This is a genomic window from Tangfeifania sp. (assembly GCF_055108615.1).
In genome coordinates, this window is the sequence record NZ_JBSQIC010000085.1 from 1 (window position 1) to 16,400 (window position 16,400).

The window sequence follows — 16,400 nt, forward strand, 5'->3', positions numbered from 1 at the left end:
TCCAGCCACTCGATAATCCGCCTGTTTTGCGGGCCGGTTATGGGCGACAGCGATTCAACTACTGTTCCGTCTTCATCAATTAAAAATTTCTGAAAGTTCCAGATGACTTTCCCGTCGAGCGTGCCGTTTTCTTCACTGCTCATGAGCCACTTGTAAACAGGATGCGGATTGTCTTTTATGGAAATTTTTTCCATCATCAGGAAACTCACACCGTATTTTTTTGTGCAGAAATCCCTGATGTGTTCATTATTTCCCGGTTCCTGGCTACCATAGTCATTGCAGGGAAAAGCGACAATTTCAAAGTCGTTGCCACCGTATTCTTCATACAACTCCTGCAATTTTTTGAATTGCGGGGTCAGCGCACATTCGGTTGCCGTGTTTACAATCAATACTTTTTTGCCTTTCAGGGTTGAAAAATCAAATTTTTCACCGTCAATGGTGCGGGCTGTAAAATCGTGCAATGTTTTGTACTGCCCCGCAGCTGAAAATATGCCAATCAGTAAAAATAACAATACAGTTTGAATTTTTTTCATAAAAATTTCCTTTCATCAAATAAAGTAAAAGTTTCAGAAAAACCGTCTTAAAAAATTAGAATAAAAACAGGTTCATATATCAAAAAAATATATCGCCCGCTGATTGCGCTGATTTTCGCAGAAATTTATAAAAAATCAGCGTTTATCTACCGAAATCTGCGGGAAATCAACAAAATGCCATTAATTGGAGATACAATACATAGATAGTCGCTAAAAATAAATTGATATAGTGTTGATAAGTTTTACCCTGTAAAAAGCGAGATTTAATTATCTTTGAAACTCGATAAAGACACGGAGCTAATGGAGAATTTTATTGTTTCAGCACGAAAATACAGGCCAGAATCTTTCGATACGGTTGTGGCGCAATCGTCGATTACAACTACCCTGAAAAATGCCATAAAAAACAACCAGCTGGCACATGCCTATTTGTTTTGCGGCCCCAGGGGAGTGGGCAAAACTACCTGCGCGCGTATTTTTGCAAAAACCATTAACTGCTCCAACCTGTCGGGAGATATTGAGGCCTGCAATGAATGTGATTCGTGCAAAGCCTTTAATACCAATCGCTCGTTTAACATTCACGAACTGGATGCTGCGTCGAACAATTCGGTTGAGGATATCCGGCTGCTCATCGATCAGGTGCGCATTCCTCCGCAGGTGGGGAAATACAGCGTGTACATTATCGACGAGGTGCACATGCTTTCATCGCAGGCATTTAATGCATTTTTGAAAACACTTGAAGAGCCGCCCAAACATGCCATTTTTATTCTGGCCACAACCGAGAAACATAAAATTATCCCCACGATTTTATCGCGCTGCCAGATTTTTGATTTCAACCGGATTAATATTTCCGATATTGCCGGGCATCTTGAATATGTTGCCAAAAACGAAAATGTTGAGGCTGACAAAGAAGCGCTGAACATTATTGCCCAAAAAGCCGACGGTGCCATGCGCGATGCACTTTCAATCTTCGACCAGATTGTCAGTTTTTCAGGGAAAGAAATTTCGTATCAGGATGTAATTACCAACCTGAACGTGCTCGATTACGATTATTATTTCAGGTTGGTTGACCATTTTCAGAAAAATGAAGTGCCTGAAACGCTAATGATTTTTGATGAAATTCTGAATCATGGTTTCGACGGGCATCACTTTATAAACGGCCTCAGCAATCACCTGCGTAATTTAATGGTGTGTAAAGACACCGCAACGGTTAAGCTGCTCGAAGTTGGTGGTGAAATAAAGGAGCGTTACAAAGTACAGGCAACTTCATGCGAAAATGATTTTTTATTGAAAGCGCTTGAAATCAGCAACGAATGTGATATGCAATACAAACCCAGCCAGAACAAGCGATTGCTAATTGAGCTGGCATTGATTAGGATAGCGCAACTAACCTTAAAAAAAAAATAGCTGACGGCGTTGATAATGAGGATGTTCTGGAACCCATTTTTTCGCAGGAACAACCTTCTTCAAACACCGAAAAAAACAGGCCGAACCGCACTGTAACTGAAAAATTACCCCCTGTTAAAAAGAAAATCAGGCGACTTTCGAGCGATATCAGCGGACCGTCGATTAAAGATGCCCTTGCCGGAAAATTTAGCGGCGATGAAACAATTTCGGCAAAGGAACAGCATGAAATTTACAGCAGGGCAGATGAGCGCGAAGATTTTTCCAAAGAGCAGATGAAGTTGAAATGGGATAGTTTTGTAGAACGACTGCACGACAGACCCAACCTGCAGTCCACGCTTTCAAAAACACCGGAACTAAACGAAAACTTTCAACTTGTTTTGGAAATCGACAATTCTGTTCAGGAAGATTTGATTAGCAGCGTAAAGCCAGAGTTGGTTTCATGGTTACGCAAAGAATTGAAAAATTCGAAGATTCAGCTCGTAACAAAAATTTCGCAAACCGAAAAGGAGGCTATAATTTATACCGATTCGGAAAAATATGGCGAAATGCTGAAGAAAAATCCCAAACTCGGATTACTGAAACAAAAATTAAAACTCGATTTTGGAGGGTAGAGAGTCATTGAACACTGGGTTACCCCGTGAAATTAGACGGTAGGAGAATATTCCAGCAGGGTCACTGGTCATTTGTCATTGGGGCGAATTCAGGAGCGGGACTGTTTTAAGGGGCCAGTCGTTTGATAACCCAGTTTTCATTTTCTTTTTCGTACAAAATACGGTCGTGCAACCGACTTTCTCGCCCCTGCCAAAATTCAATTCTGATTGGTTTTACCCGGTAACCACCCCAGAAACCGGGCAGGGGAGGAGCGTTTCCAAATTTTTTCTGAAAATCGGCGAACCGGCCTTCAAGGTAGCTGCGCGAAGGAATTGTTCTGCTTTGCTCCGAAGCCCATGCCCCAATCTGGCTGTTTACAGGCCTCGACCGGAAATATTTTTCAGCAAACTCACGGCTTGTTTTTTCGGCAATTCCTTCAACGCGCACCTGGCGTTCCAGCTCGGGCCAGAAAAATAAAAGTCCGGTTGAAGGATTTGCTTCGAGGGCTTTCCCTTTCTGGCTTTCGAAGTTGGTAAAAAATGCAAAGCCGTTATCATCAAGGTATTTCAGCAAAACAATTCTTGTTTGTGGAAAACCGTTTGTGCCGAATGTTGAAACTGCCATGGCTGTCGGTTCCGGAATTTTCGAATCAACCGCTTCATCGAGCCAGTTTTCAAATTGGTTTATCGGGTTTTTATCGACTGATTGCCGGTTGAGCACCGAGCGTTTGTATTCTTTTCGCAAAGAATTTATATCCATTTGGTTTCCAGTTAAATGTTAAATTTCAAGTATTGCTTCTTTGCAGTTAAACATTTTTTTCAAACGAAATGTTTAAGAAATAAAAAGAGTAAAAGGTATTAAATATTTAAAACCAAAGTGTTATGAAAAAACTTCTTGTATTATTAATAATTGTATTCTCTGTCCCGGTTTTTGCCTCAAATGGCGACGGACAGATAGGAATTGGTAGCGAAGCCAAATATACTGATGTGAAAATGAAAGCCGTGAATGGCGAAATGGTCTCACTTGCCAATGTTGCAAGAGACAATGGTTTGCTCGTGTTGTTTTCGTGCAATACCTGCCCATTTGTGATGCGCTGGGAAGACAGGTATCCTGAGATAAAAAAATGGGCCGACAAAAATGATGTGGGAATGATTGTTTTGAATTCAAATTACAAAAACCGTGATGGTGTTGATTCATTTGAAGCCATGAAAAAACATGCCGAGGAAAAGGATTACAATTTCCATTATGTGGTTGACGAAGAGAGCAGAATTGCCAATGCATTTGGCGGGCAAACCACACCTCATGCATTCTTGTTCAACGATGAGATGAAACTGGTTTATAAAGGTGCCATCGACAACAATTACAAAAGTGCAAGCGATGTGAAAAAGCACTATTTAAAAGATGCGATTGTAAGTCTTGCGAATGGCGAACAAATAGCTGTAGCCGAAACAAAACCGGTTGGTTGCAGTATTAAACGGAAATTAGATTAACACATGAAATAGAATGTTTTTTGAAAAGCTCTTCCCTGTGTGGGAGGGCTTTTTTATAATGCTTTGGAAAGGCTTTGTTTGATTTGTTGTGTTTTTTCGCTAATTATTTTTCTTATTTCATCTGTTGGCAGATTTTTTATTTCTGCAATTTCTTCCTCTGTTAACTGGTCGATTAAAAACAAATCCAAAATTGACCTCTCATTTTCCGGTAATTTGGTCAATTCCAGGTAAATTATTTTTTGAATTTTATCCTGGTTGAGGTTGAAAGTTATTTCTTCCAAAAGACTGTCTTCATCTTCATTAAAAAGGAGTTCATAAATTGAAAAATCATCGGCTTTTGGAGTAAATTCATCCAGTTCTTCAACCGGAATAACTTCTTCATCGGCATCAATTGTAAAGCTTTCATCAAATGATTTGAGTTCTTTTTCCAGAATATTGTCCAGCCTTACCAATTTTTCTTTGTTGAAACGGAATTCGTTAAGTTTTTCATTCAAAAGTTCATCGGCTTTTTGGTAAAGCCAAACATTCATGGCTTTGATATCGGTAGGGATTTCTTCGATATTATTGTACAAAATTAGATACAATTCATCCAGTAGTTCCTGTACTTTTAAGTTCTCCATTTTGAGTTCTGCGGTAATTTCAGTTGCTCTAATCCTTCGTTTTATGTAATGACCTAAATCATGGAGCAAAATTTTCGATAATTTTTTAAAAGTATTTTGGGTGTGTTCCTGTCTTAAGTCTTTGAGGTTTTTCAGGTTATCATGAAAATTTTTCAGTCTTGTTTTTTTTCTGCGGTATAAATAGTTTCTTTTTTCCTTATGGATTTTTTTGGCGATTGAAAGTTTCAGCCGGTCAAATAACCTGTGAATGCCTGCCTCAATATTTGTATCATTTTCCTGGAGGTAAATAACATGTTCTCTCAATGGAACCATAACTGAAATTTGATAGGTTCCCTTGTCAGCCTTATTGAAAAAAACATTTACGGTAACGGGTTTGCGGTAATTATCAGCTATTCGTGATATTCGGTTGGTTTGTTTTCTGACAAGTTGTTTGGCTTTCTGCTGTAGTTTTTTGTCGCCGATGCATTTCACGTTGTTTATGATGTATTTCATAGCTCATTTAATTTAATGTTGAAACAAAATCAAAACTTAACCCGATTTCAGTTGCCACTAAATTTTTTGCAAAGGACTGCTTAAACTATAAGACAATAATTCTATGGCTCCAAGCTATCAAATTGTATTCCAATATTCACCGGTTATTGCTGTTTAAGCCAAAAGAGATATGACATTTTTGGTTGACGACATATTGTCATTAATAAAAAGAATTTAAGACAAAATGGCAAAATGAATGAAATTGTAAAATGAATGATTTTAAGTATAATTCTGTTGATAGTTGGTTGTTCTTCATCGTTTTATATAATTTGATTTAAGCTTTTGGTATGTATTTTGAAGGTAACAGAATGCAAACTTTTTTTCAATTTGTTGATGTTTAACCAAAAGAAAGGAGGAATGAATTATGGCATTAGCACGATTAAATGACCCTATGTTTCCATCAGTTCCTTCTTTTGTTGACAGTTTTTTGGGAGGGGATTTGATGGATTGGAGCAACTGGAATTTTGCAGGAACCGATTCTACTTTGCCTGCAACAAACATTAAAGAAACGGATGATAATTTTGAAATTGAAGTTGCTGCTCCGGGAATGAATAAAAGCGACTTCAAACTGAATTACGACAAAGGCAGGTTAACCATTTCTTCTGAAAAATCGGATGAAAAAGAAGAAAAAGATGGGGAAAAAGTAACCCGCCGTGAATTCCGTTATCAATCGTTCCAGCGTTCATTCGCCGTACCGGATGATGTGGTAAATGCCGATAAAATTTCGGCCAAATACAAAGATGGTATTCTTCATGTAACGCTTCCGAAACAGGAAGAAGCCAAAGCCAAACCGGCAAAAAAAATTAAAGTATCTTAAAAACAAACGGGCAGGATGCTTTCCTTCCTGCCCGTTATTATTTTTTATTTGAATATACTGTTACCTGGGGTGTAATTTCAAAATACCAACCAATAATGTATAAGGATATACCCGGCAAAGGAGTGGTAGTCCCCGGACAAACTTTAATACTTATGATTAATTAAAAGAAAGGAGGGTTTTGCCATGAAAATAAAAATAGGCTATGTATTGATGTTCATTCTGATCGTATTGTCTGGTTGCGACAGAAAAGATGAAATGAAATCGAAAACAGATATTGAAAAGCTAAAAAAACCGGAACAAACTTATCTGACTGAAAATCAGATACAGGCTTATGTGGATAAAGAAATTAATCTTGCAATTGATTTGGGCAACGAAAATGTAATCCAGGAGGCAGCAAGCGTTATTGCATTATCGCGCACAGGTATTTCTTCCATCTTAAATGAGAATTATGCCGATGCGATTGAAAATATAAATAGGGCTATTGCCAAAGCAGAATTAATTATTCGCACTGACCATCCTGCAAAACTTATTTCTGAGGTCAATATTGAAGTTCTCGACAGAGTAGAAAATGCAGAAAATGCCAGGCAGATAATTCAGGATGTTGATTCGTTAATGGAATTAGGAGAACTGCAAAGGGCAAAAAACTTAATGACAAAGTTGACCAGTGAATTGCGTATCACCAGGGAAAGTATTTCCATTTCGTCTTATTTGCAAACATTGAGAAATGCCGATAAGTTGTTGAAGGAGAAACAATATGAACAAGCATTGCTCGATCTGAATTCACTACTTTCAAGTGTAACAGCAGAACGAAGTATTACTCCATTACCGTTAATCATTTCTCAAAAAATGGTATTGGAAATGGGGAAATTGCTCAGCGAAGAACATCCGGATAAGGAAAGTATTCTCACTCTTTTAAACAATGCCGAATATCAAATACGGTTTTCTGAAATGCTGGGATATGGAAAAGCAGAAAATGAATATCAGGAAATATTTAATGCAATGGACGAGATAAAAACCGAACTGAGCGGGGATAAAACTTCAAATGTTAACAACTTGGTAGTGAGCGTAGAAGAAAATTTAGAACAATTGCAGTCAGATATTTCTGTGTATAAGAATGTGAACACTTTTTAATGAACTTTAATTGGGAGGGTTGAGCCATGAAAAAGTATGTTTCAATAGTTATTGCAGCAATACTGGGCAGTGCGCTAACAGTAGGAACTTTCCTGATCACTGATACGGGAGTTGGCAGGACGGTAAAAATTGAACATCTTTCTTCATCGCCTGTTGTTGGGGCGGCCTATACGGTAAATGATGCGGGAGAAATTGTGCCCCTCGAATTCACCGATGTGGCCAAAAATGTTATGCCAGCAGTTGTGCATATCAAATCTACCCGGATGCAGGATACCCGAAGTTACCAATACAGGCAATATCAGGATCCGTTCAGGGATTTTTTTGACGATGATATTTTTGAACGTTTTTTCGGGCCACATTTCCGGTTCGAACAGCCACAACCACAGCAGCGTGGTCCGCAGGCAAGAGTGGGGGCCGGTTCCGGGGTAATTATTAATTCCGAAGGTTATATTGTAACCAACAACCATGTGGTGGATGGAGCCGACGATATAGAGGTCATACTTGATGATAACCGGGTGTTCAAAGCCAAAATAATCGGAACCGATCCATCCACTGATCTTGCTCTATTGCAAATACAGGGCAGAGATTTGCCGACAATACCTTTTGTAAATTCCGACGAAATTGAAGTGGGCGAATGGGTGCTGGCAGTCGGCAACCCGTTTAATCTCAATTCAACGGTAACAGCAGGAATTGTAAGCGCGAAAGGCCGCCAGATTAATATATTACCCGACCAAAATGCCATCGAATCGTTTATTCAAACCGATGCGGCCATTAATCCGGGAAACAGTGGTGGAGCACTGGTAAACCTTAACGGAGGGCTAATTGGAATTAATACAGCAATAGCAAGCCCCACCGGAGTTTATGCCGGTTATGGTTTTGCCGTGCCTTCAAACATAGTTTCCAAAGTGGTGGAAGACCTTCTAAAATATGGAAAAGTTCAGCGTGGATATCTCGGATTGATGATTCGCAGTGTGGATGGAAATCTGGTCAGGGAAAAAGATTTGCAGGTAACCCAGGGCGTTTATGTTGACAGTATTGCAGCAAACAGTGCCGCGGGCGATGCCGGTATAAAAGTGGGGGATGTTATTACGGAAGTTGATGGTAAAGAAGTTTCTGCTTCGTCCGAATTGCTCGAAATTATCGGACGTCACCATCCCGGTGATAAAGTTTCGCTTACAGTTGATCGCCAGGGAGAAGAACTCGAATTTCTGGTTACGTTAAGAAACCAGGAAGGCGAAGAAAAGATGTACGAACGGCCTGCTATTGAAGTGCTGGATGTTATTGGGGTGGAACTGGAAGAAATCGACCGGGAAACAGCCAGGAAACTGGATATTGATGGAGGATTACGCATTGCCAAACTGTATCCGGGGAAATTAAAAAACAGTACCGACATCCGTGTTGGGTTTATAATAACTAAAGTTAACGGCAAAAGTGTGAAGACAATTGATAAGTTTGTGAAAATCCTCGACAATACAGAAGGAGGCGTAATGCTCGAGGGGATGTATGAGGATTATCCGGGAACTTATTATTATGCATTTGGCCTGTAGTTTAGAAAAAAAATAAGTTAGAATGAAAAACAGAGATAATTTTTTAATAGCAGATTTGACAAAATTTAAGTAAAATTGTTTTTAAAAAGTAAGAGAAACAACTAAAATTTTCCCGCTGCACGGAAAATATGCCATCGATAAAAACCCGGATTTGCAGGAATTAATTTAAATGGTTTGCTGGGAACTTTGCAATAACGTATAATTTCAAAAAAAATGAAACGGAAACAGAAATTTTCGTTGGTCTATTTTTGGGTGATTTTTACGTTTATTTTATTGGCGCAATTCATCTTTTTCCCGGATACCCCAGGAGAACAAAAGCTGACATACAATGAATTCATCCATGCGCTTGATTCGGCCAGGGTGGAACAAGTGGTAATTTTTGAAAATAAAATAATTGGCGAATTTAAAACACCGGCCGATTCTTCAGATCACGATATGACCGAAGCCCCTACAGCGCCCTGGAGGCTAAGAGTCCCTTCCATTGAAAACCAGGTGGCCCGGCAGTTTATTGTAAATCGAATCCCGGGCTACCCCGATGAAGCATTGATTGAAAAGCTGAAAACTTCGAAAATTAAATTTGAAGGAAAGTATGAATCAAATACACTCAGAAATTTCTTTTTGAACTGGGTTTTACCCATCTTGGTTTTTATTGTATTGTGGGGATTTATTTTTCGGAAATTTGGTGGAAATCAAATGCTCGATCTCGGGAAAAACAAAGCAAAAATACAGGCAGAATCACCGGAGAACCAGGTTCGTTTTTCTGATGTTGCCGGAGTGGATGAGGCCATTGAAGAAGTGAAAGAATTGGTTGAGTTTCTTAAGTCTCCCAAAAAATATACCGGGCTTGGTGGTAAATTACCAAAGGGAATGTTGCTGGTTGGCCCTCCCGGTACGGGAAAAACATTGCTGGCAAAGGCTGTGGCCGGCGAAGCAGGCGTACCGTTTTTTAACCTGAGCGGTTCCGATTTTGTTGAAATGTTTGTTGGTGTGGGTGCTGCCCGTGTAAGGGATTTATTCAAACAGGCCAAACAAATGGCTCCCTGCATTATTTTTATCGACGAAATGGATGCCATTGGAAAAAGTAGGGGAAATAATGTGGCTTATGGGGGAGGTTATGATGAGCGTGAAAATACACTGAACCAGTTGCTGGTGGAAATGGACGGCTTTGATGCCAGTTCGGGCGTAATCATTATTGGTGCAACCAACCGTCCCGAAGTACTGGATCAGGCATTGTTGCGCCCCGGAAGATTTGACAGGCAGGTTTTGGTAGATAAACCCGACATGAAAGGACGCGAAGCCATTTTTAAGGTTCATACACGAACCCTGAAATTAAGCTCAAAAATCGATTTGAAGCAATTGGCTGCCCAAACCCCGGGTTTTGCAGGTGCCGAAATTGCCAATGTTTGCAATGAAGCTGCAATTCTGGCCGTTCGCAATAACAGGGAAGAGGTAACCATGTCGGACTTTGAGGCTGCTATTGAACGGATTATTGCCGGTCTGGAGAAAAAAAACAAAATCATTAATGATAAGGAAAAGAAAATAGTTGCATATCATGAATCAGGTCATGCCATTGTCGGATATTTTACTTCCGGTGCCGACCAGGTACAGAAGGTATCTATCGTGCCAAGGGGAATTGGAGCACTGGGCTACACCATGCAAATGCCTCTCGAAGACCGCTATTTAATGACTAAAGAAGAGATTGTGGGAAAAATAAAAGGATTGCTCGGAGGGCGGGCAGCCGAAGAAATCACTTTCAAGGAAATATCGACAGGTGCATCCAACGACCTGGAACGGGTGGCTCAGTTGGTCAGAAACATGATTGTGGTTTACGGTATGAGTGAAAAATTACCGAATTTTTCACTGGTTAACCGTTCTTCTCCCGGATTTCTCGGGCAATCTTCAGGAATTGAAAGGCGTTCGGAACATCTCGAAAAACTGATTGATGAAGAGATTAGCGAAATCATTAACCGCTGTTATCAGGAAACGAAGGATTTTTTGCAGGTGAAAAGGGATTTGCTGGAGAAAATGGCAAACGAATTGTTGGAAAAAGAAGTGCTTGACAGAAATGAAATTAAAGCGATTTTAGGAGAAAAGAATGTTTAACACAAATAAAAAAAATGAAAGGAAATTTTAATTCAATAATCCAGTCAAAGGTTCCGGTTTTGGTAGATTTTCATGCCGAATGGTGCGGTCCGTGTAAAGTACAGTCGCCTATTTTGGCTGGATTGGCCCGGGAGCTGGAAGGTAAAATTAAAGTCATTAAAATTGATGTGGACAAAAACCAGGAGATTGCCAACCGGTTTCAAATCAGAAGTGTGCCTACATTGGCACTTTTCAAAAACGGGCAGGTTTTATGGCGGCAATCCGGCCTGGTGCAAAAAGATCAGTTGAAATCAATTCTTCAATCTTATTTGTAAAAAAACTTTTGCAGGATGGATTCTTGCCTCAAATCCCCAGGTAAGTCATCAATGTCTGTTGTGCCTCTTCAATTTCCTGATTTTCGGTCCTGGCGCTAATAATCATTAAACTGCAGGCCAGTTCCGAGAGTTTCCAGTCGCGTTGCATGCCTCGTGCTGCCGAACGGTAAATGCATGAGAAATGTTGCTGTACCGGAATTCCGGTCAGGCGCAAAATAGCAATGGCTTTCCGAATGGATGCATTAAAATCAAAATTATCGGAATGCATTAACCGGTTCAGCAATTCACTTGCATAATATCTGTAATTGAGGTCATTCATCCTGTCGAGAAATAACTCAATTATCGGGTCGGTGTAATTGTATTCGTAATATCTTGCCAACATAACTTTTCCAATTTTAGTTGTGACTGTAAACGTGATTATTTCTTAATTTCTGTAGTTTTTTAAACAGTTTTTCTTCTTCGCGGCCCAGATTTTTTGGGATGACAACATTCAGTTGTACATATAAATCGCCGTAGCTTCCGGGCTGGTTGTAAACCGGCATTCCTTTTCCTTTTAACCGCAGTTTGCTGCCGCTTTGTGAGCCTTTAGGGATAGGGACATTGAGTTTGCCTGCAAATGTTTGTATCTCTTTTTTACCGCCCAGAACAGCAGTATATAAATCTACATCCGTTTTTATAATCAGGTTGTTGCCGTCAATTTTGTATTGGTTATCGGGCTGAACCCTGATTTTGATGTAAATATCTCCACTGGGGCCACCGCCGCTTCCGGGAGCGCCTTTCCCTTTAATGCGCAGTTCAAGGCCGTCGTAACTTCCGGGTTTTATGTTTACGCGCAGTTTTTTGCCGTCCACATTGAGAATCCTGGAAGTTCCGTGCCAGGCTTCATACAGGCTGATTTCCATTTGAGCCTGCAAATCCTGCCCTTGACGCGGGCGCTGACGGCCGGAAAAACCAGACCGGCTGCTTCCGCCGCCACCGAAAAATGCATTGAAGAAATCGGAGAAACCGCCACCGGCCTCTCCAAAAATATCTCCCAAATCACCTTCAAAGTGATAAGTTCTGCCGCCGGCAGGCCCTCCGCCAAATTGTGAAAAATCAAATCCACCACCACCGTAGCCTGCATTTTCATACTGTTTCCAGTTGGCACCGAGCTGGTCGTATTTTTTTCGTTTTTCAGGGTCTTTTAAAACTTCGTAGGCTTCACCAATTTCTTTGAAGCGTTCTTCCGATTTTTTATCGCCTTTGGTTTTGTCAGGATGATATTTTATGGCCAGCTTGCGATAGGCTTTTTTTATCTCATCCTGAGTGGCGTTTTTCGAAACCCCAAGAGTTTTATAGTAATCTTTATATTCCATTTTCACCCTTTGTTTTTGGGTAGGCAAACACAAAATGCAGTCCAATTTATTTTTTGTTTATTAACAAGACAAATTGTCTTCAAGATGTTGGTAATTAGCGATTTGGGTTCTGTCAAATTGACGTTTGAAAAGATTCGCTAATGTTTTGAAGGCGGAGTAAAAAAACTGAAATTAACTCTTCCGTATTTCCGTATTTCCGTAAAGTTTGAATGGTTTGAAAAATCATATTCTCCCGGGTGTTCCAGTATAAATAGTGCATCATTTTTCAATATATCAGCCATAAACACGGCCTGGGGAATTTCATTTAGTTGTTTCAGATCAAAAGGTGGGTCGGCAAAAACAATGTCAAATTTCGACGGACATTTTTTTAAAAAACGAAAAACATCATCGCGAATAATTTGGACGTTGGAGATTTCGAGCTGTGAAATTACTTTTTTTATAAATTGGGCATGCTGATAATTACGTTCCACAAAAATTACACTGCCGGCTTCTCTGCTGATAAATTCGTAACCAATACTACCTGTTCCCGAAAATAAATCGAGTACTTGCATCCCTTCAAAATTGTAACGGTTTGCAAGGATGTTGAACAAAGCCTCTTTGGCCAGATCGGTAGTTGGCCGGGCTCCAAACTTTTTATCCGGACTGAAAATCCTTCCCTTGTACTTTCCGCCTACTATTCTCATTTTACAAGAGTGAGATGAACTGATGAAGTGGTTCGTTTAATTTTTCAGGTGTGGTTTTTAAGTCGGGAAGCAAAAAATAGGACTGCGCGAAATAGTTTTTCAGCAGTGTTATGTATTCGCCTTCTTTTTCTATCTGGCCCGAAATCAATAGTTTGCACTGTTGTGGTTTTATGTTGTTTTGTTTGATTGCAGAGAGGACAAAGTATAAAACATCGTTAGGGTGGTTGTAGGCAAAACTATTGGCCAGCAACAAGTTGTTTTCTTTTTGAATGAAAAGAAAAAAGCGGTCAGGGCTGAAAAACAGGGTTAAGTCTGTTTCCTCATTACTGATTATTTGTTGAGCCTGTTGTGTTAAAACAGTTCCGGCATGAATAAGAGCATATTTTTTGAAAAACTTGTCAAATTCATTCTTAAGTTCAACCGGGATTGAAAATAAAAGGTTTGTGTTCAGCCCGTCAACTGTATTGTCAATAATCTGGCTGTTTACCTGTGCATTGAACAAAAGATTTACAATTGAACTTTCTTTATTCTTATCGTAAAGCTCATTGGGAACCAATGTAAATTTTGGTGTAATAAAACAAATTATAACTGACGAAAAGGGTTTACTCAGTATTTCTTCGGAGCTTGCCCATTCAGCAAACCTGCGTGCAAGAAATTTTTCAGAACTAATTGTTGCCGGTGTGTTTTTCAAGGCAAGTAATTGCCGTTCAGTTTTGTGGGTCACAAAAAAAGAAAATCCATCCAGGCTAACCTGGATGGACAATTTATACTCATTGGTATTTTTTAGTTCAAATGACTTATCTGTAATTAATTCGTGCATCGAATTTATTCCCAGTTACCGGCATTATTATTGGTTTCGGTAAGCGAGCCTACTTTTAATCCCGGATATTTACCATTCAATCTTCTTTGTTCGTTCAGGTTAATAATATACTGTCTGTCGAGGCCTCTTAAAATAATGTTATTGTGTGCTTTGGCCTCAAAAACAGGAACCTTGATTCCGGATCCGGTCGTTATTACATTTGCCCCCAGCATGAATTCAGCGGTTGTATCAGGCACTGGAATTAATTTAAGATTATCGGCATTGAAAGAACCTCCAAATTCTGATTCGAGAACACTTTCTTTAATTGTATCGCGGATTAACAAGCCCAGTTCAACTGCCTTTTTTTCTGTTAGCCCTTCTTCAATCATGCTGTCAGTTAATTCACCTACTTTGCGCACATTTCTAACGGAGTCGTGCTTTACAAAGTCGATAAGGGTATCCCAGCTCCCGGTAAAACGCCCGTGTACATCTTTAAATGCCAGTTCGGCTTTCCTGATTTCTTTCAGTCTTTCGATGGTGGCCTCGTAGCGGGCATCTTTAGCTTTCTCAAAATTAATCGGATCCTGTACGCCTTTGTAAATAAAGTAGGCAAGTACAATTGCAACAATAAATAGTAAAATCTGAATTACGGTTCTCATTTTTATAATTTTAATAAGTTTGATGTCGATAGCTTGCAAATTTATAAAAAAAAATAAATTACCTTCCTTTGCTGATTGTTATTTTAGCAGCTATGATCAAAAAACATTTAAAACATTTACTCCATAAAAATTTATCCTTTGCTCCAACTGGGTGCCAGTCAGTATTAATCGAAGGTTTGGCCGCTTTTATATCGTCAGTAGAACAAGACGAAATATTGCTGATAAAGGGTTTTGCCGGTACTGGTAAAACAACCATGATAAACACGCTCACCCAAACGTTAAAATCGTTAAAAATAAGGACAATTCTCATGGCACCAACCGGGAGGGCAGCAAAAGTTATGGCCGGGTACACCGGAATGCCCGCTTTTACCATTCATAAACAAATATACCGTCAGCAATCATCTTCTGATGGAATGGGCAAATTTGTGCTTGACAAAAACCTGTATAAAAACACCTATTTTATTGTTGATGAAGCCTCTATGATTTCAAATGCAGGCACTTCAGGCTCTTTGTTTGGAAGTGGCCGCTTACTCGACGATTTGCTGGAGTACGTGTATTCGGGCGAAAATTGCCGCCTGGTGTTGTCAGGCGATACAGCCCAGCTGCCCCCGGTGGGCCTCAATATTAGCCCGGCACTTGAACCCACTACATTGCAGTACTTCGGGTTTGGTGTGCAGGAGTACGTTTTGAGAGAGGTGGTGCGTCAGGCAGCCGATTCAGGAATTCTTTCGTGTGCCACGCAAATCAGGAAAAATATTGAAGATGAAAAAACCAATGGTTTTCTTCAATTTGATATTGAGGCTTTTCCTGATGTTGAACGAATATCAGGAGGAGATTTAATTGAATGCATAACCACCGAATATGAAAAAAACGGGATTTTTGACACTACCGTTGTAACCCGTTCAAACAAACGGGCCAATCTGTTTAACAAGGGAATCAGGGGGTCTATTCTGTATAAAGAAAATGAAATTGAACGCGGCGATCTATTAATGGTAGTAAAAAACAACTACCATTGGATTACCGAAAATGACGGCCTCGATTTTATTGCCAATGGCGACATTGCCGAAATAGTTACCATTTACGGTTACGAAAATTTATATGATTTCCGGTTTGCCGATGTTTGCCTTCGTTTTGTGGATTACGATAATATGGAAATCGACTGCAAAATTATTCTCGATACCTTATCGATTGAAACAGCTTCCTTCTCATCAGACCAAAACCGGCAGCTTTTTGAGAAGGTGTCTGAAGATTACCAGGAGATAAAAACCAAGCGAAACCGCTGGAAAAAAGTTCGTGAAAATCCATATTTCAATGCGTTGCAGGTCAAATATGCCTACGCGTTAACCTGCCACAAAGCACAGGGCGGCCAGTGGAAAACAGTATTTATTGACCATGGCTACCTGGTTGAGGACATGCTAAACAACGATTATTACCGATGGCTGTACACCGCCTTTACCCGCCCCATTGAAAAACTCTACCTGGTGAATTTTCATAAGAATTTTTTTGAAGATGAGAATTCAAATGAATTCTGAATTTGTGTGGCAACATGGAACCGTTCTTTTTGGAGAGAACGGTTCCTTAAGAGCTACTGGATAAAAGATTTCAAAAAAACATAAAAATTAACCCAACTTGTTAAAAATGCCACCCAAAATCAAAAAAAATGCACAAATTTCGGTTATTTTATTTTGTAACTGCCTGATAATCAATCATAATATTTTTGAAACCCGTTTGTAGTCCCCGAATTCATTTGTTTATGTGGACCTGGTCCCGTATCTTTGTGGCATATTATTAAAACTGCTGTAAAACATGTTTATAAAAACCAT

17 protein-coding genes are annotated in these 16,400 nt (G+C 39.7%); 9 read left to right on the plus strand and 8 right to left on the minus strand.

The features are described from left to right. On the minus strand, nucleotides 1-533 hold a 533-nt coding region (locus tag ACTCNA_RS14890; RefSeq protein WP_462948728.1), incomplete at its 3' end, for a glutathione peroxidase. A gap of 300 nt (nucleotides 534-833) precedes the next feature. Between ACTCNA_RS14890 and ACTCNA_RS14895 the strand changes: the two genes are divergently transcribed. Then, nucleotides 834-1,937 (plus strand): DNA polymerase III subunit gamma/tau, encoded by a 1,104-nt coding sequence (locus ACTCNA_RS14895; RefSeq protein ID WP_462948729.1) that lies wholly within the window; start codon nucleotides 834-836, stop codon nucleotides 1,935-1,937. Nucleotides 1,938-2,209: 272 nt separating this feature from the next. Next, nucleotides 2,210-2,548, plus strand: coding sequence for a hypothetical protein (locus ACTCNA_RS14900; protein ID WP_462948730.1), 339 nt, complete (start codon nucleotides 2,210-2,212; stop codon nucleotides 2,546-2,548). Between the two features lie 106 nt (nucleotides 2,549-2,654). Here ACTCNA_RS14900 and pdxH read toward each other — a convergent pair whose 3' ends face one another. Next, a complete protein-coding gene (pdxH, locus tag ACTCNA_RS14905) occupies nucleotides 2,655-3,287 on the minus strand; it encodes a pyridoxamine 5'-phosphate oxidase (protein ID WP_462948731.1) in 633 nt (210 codons plus the stop codon). Nucleotides 3,288-3,409: 122 nt separating this feature from the next. Between pdxH and ACTCNA_RS14910 the strand changes: the two genes are divergently transcribed. Continuing rightward, nucleotides 3,410-4,018 (plus strand): redoxin domain-containing protein, encoded by a 609-nt coding sequence (locus tag ACTCNA_RS14910; RefSeq protein ID WP_462948732.1) that lies wholly within the window; start codon nucleotides 3,410-3,412, stop codon nucleotides 4,016-4,018. A gap of 53 nt (nucleotides 4,019-4,071) precedes the next feature. Here ACTCNA_RS14910 and ACTCNA_RS14915 read toward each other — a convergent pair whose 3' ends face one another. After that, the gene (locus ACTCNA_RS14915) at nucleotides 4,072-5,130 is read right to left on the minus strand and encodes a sigma-70 RNA polymerase sigma factor region 4 domain-containing protein (protein ID WP_462948733.1); all 1,059 of its coding nucleotides are present in this window, start codon (nucleotides 5,128-5,130) and stop codon (nucleotides 4,072-4,074) included. 403 nt (nucleotides 5,131-5,533) lie between these two features. On the opposite strand from ACTCNA_RS14915, the gene ACTCNA_RS14920 reads away from it, so the two are divergent. From ACTCNA_RS14920 to trxA, 5 genes are all read left to right on the plus strand, one after another. Next, nucleotides 5,534-5,986 (plus strand): Hsp20/alpha crystallin family protein, encoded by a 453-nt coding sequence (locus tag ACTCNA_RS14920; RefSeq protein WP_462948734.1) that lies wholly within the window; start codon nucleotides 5,534-5,536, stop codon nucleotides 5,984-5,986. A gap of 183 nt (nucleotides 5,987-6,169) precedes the next feature. Then, a complete protein-coding gene (locus ACTCNA_RS14925) occupies nucleotides 6,170-7,117 on the plus strand; it encodes a YfdX family protein (protein WP_462948735.1) in 948 nt (315 codons plus the stop codon). A 26-nt stretch (nucleotides 7,118-7,143) separates the two neighbouring features. Continuing rightward, nucleotides 7,144-8,664, plus strand: a complete 1,521-nt coding sequence (locus tag ACTCNA_RS14930; RefSeq protein ID WP_462948736.1) for a Do family serine endopeptidase — start codon at nucleotides 7,144-7,146, stop codon at nucleotides 8,662-8,664. Nucleotides 8,665-8,877: 213 nt separating this feature from the next. Then, nucleotides 8,878-10,767 (plus strand): ATP-dependent zinc metalloprotease FtsH, encoded by a 1,890-nt coding sequence (gene ftsH / locus ACTCNA_RS14935; protein WP_462948737.1) that lies wholly within the window; start codon nucleotides 8,878-8,880, stop codon nucleotides 10,765-10,767. A 14-nt stretch (nucleotides 10,768-10,781) separates the two neighbouring features. Continuing rightward, entirely contained in the window at nucleotides 10,782-11,081 is a 300-nt protein-coding gene (trxA, locus tag ACTCNA_RS14940) for a thioredoxin (protein WP_462948738.1), read from the plus strand. A 28-nt stretch (nucleotides 11,082-11,109) separates the two neighbouring features. Here the strand turns inward: trxA and ACTCNA_RS14945 are convergent, their stop codons facing one another. From ACTCNA_RS14945 to ACTCNA_RS14965, 5 genes are all read right to left on the minus strand, one after another. After that, entirely contained in the window at nucleotides 11,110-11,463 is a 354-nt protein-coding gene (locus ACTCNA_RS14945; protein ID WP_462948739.1) for a hypothetical protein, read from the minus strand. A gap of 13 nt (nucleotides 11,464-11,476) precedes the next feature. After that, nucleotides 11,477-12,436 (minus strand): DnaJ C-terminal domain-containing protein, encoded by a 960-nt coding sequence (locus ACTCNA_RS14950; protein WP_462948740.1) that lies wholly within the window; start codon nucleotides 12,434-12,436, stop codon nucleotides 11,477-11,479. Between the two features lie 137 nt (nucleotides 12,437-12,573). After that, entirely contained in the window at nucleotides 12,574-13,119 is a 546-nt protein-coding gene (gene rsmD, locus ACTCNA_RS14955; RefSeq protein WP_462948741.1) for a 16S rRNA (guanine(966)-N(2))-methyltransferase RsmD, read from the minus strand. 1 nt (nucleotide 13,120) lies between these two features. Beyond that, the gene (locus tag ACTCNA_RS14960) at nucleotides 13,121-13,939 is read right to left on the minus strand and encodes a DUF3822 family protein (protein ID WP_462948742.1); all 819 of its coding nucleotides are present in this window, start codon (nucleotides 13,937-13,939) and stop codon (nucleotides 13,121-13,123) included. Between the two features lie 5 nt (nucleotides 13,940-13,944). Then, nucleotides 13,945-14,577, minus strand: coding sequence for a hypothetical protein (locus ACTCNA_RS14965; protein ID WP_462948743.1), 633 nt, complete (start codon nucleotides 14,575-14,577; stop codon nucleotides 13,945-13,947). Between the two features lie 176 nt (nucleotides 14,578-14,753). On the opposite strand from ACTCNA_RS14965, the gene ACTCNA_RS14970 reads away from it, so the two are divergent. Continuing rightward, a complete protein-coding gene (locus ACTCNA_RS14970) occupies nucleotides 14,754-16,109 on the plus strand; it encodes an ATP-dependent DNA helicase (protein ID WP_462948744.1) in 1,356 nt (451 codons plus the stop codon). The last annotated feature ends 291 nt before the right edge of the window (nucleotides 16,110-16,400 follow it).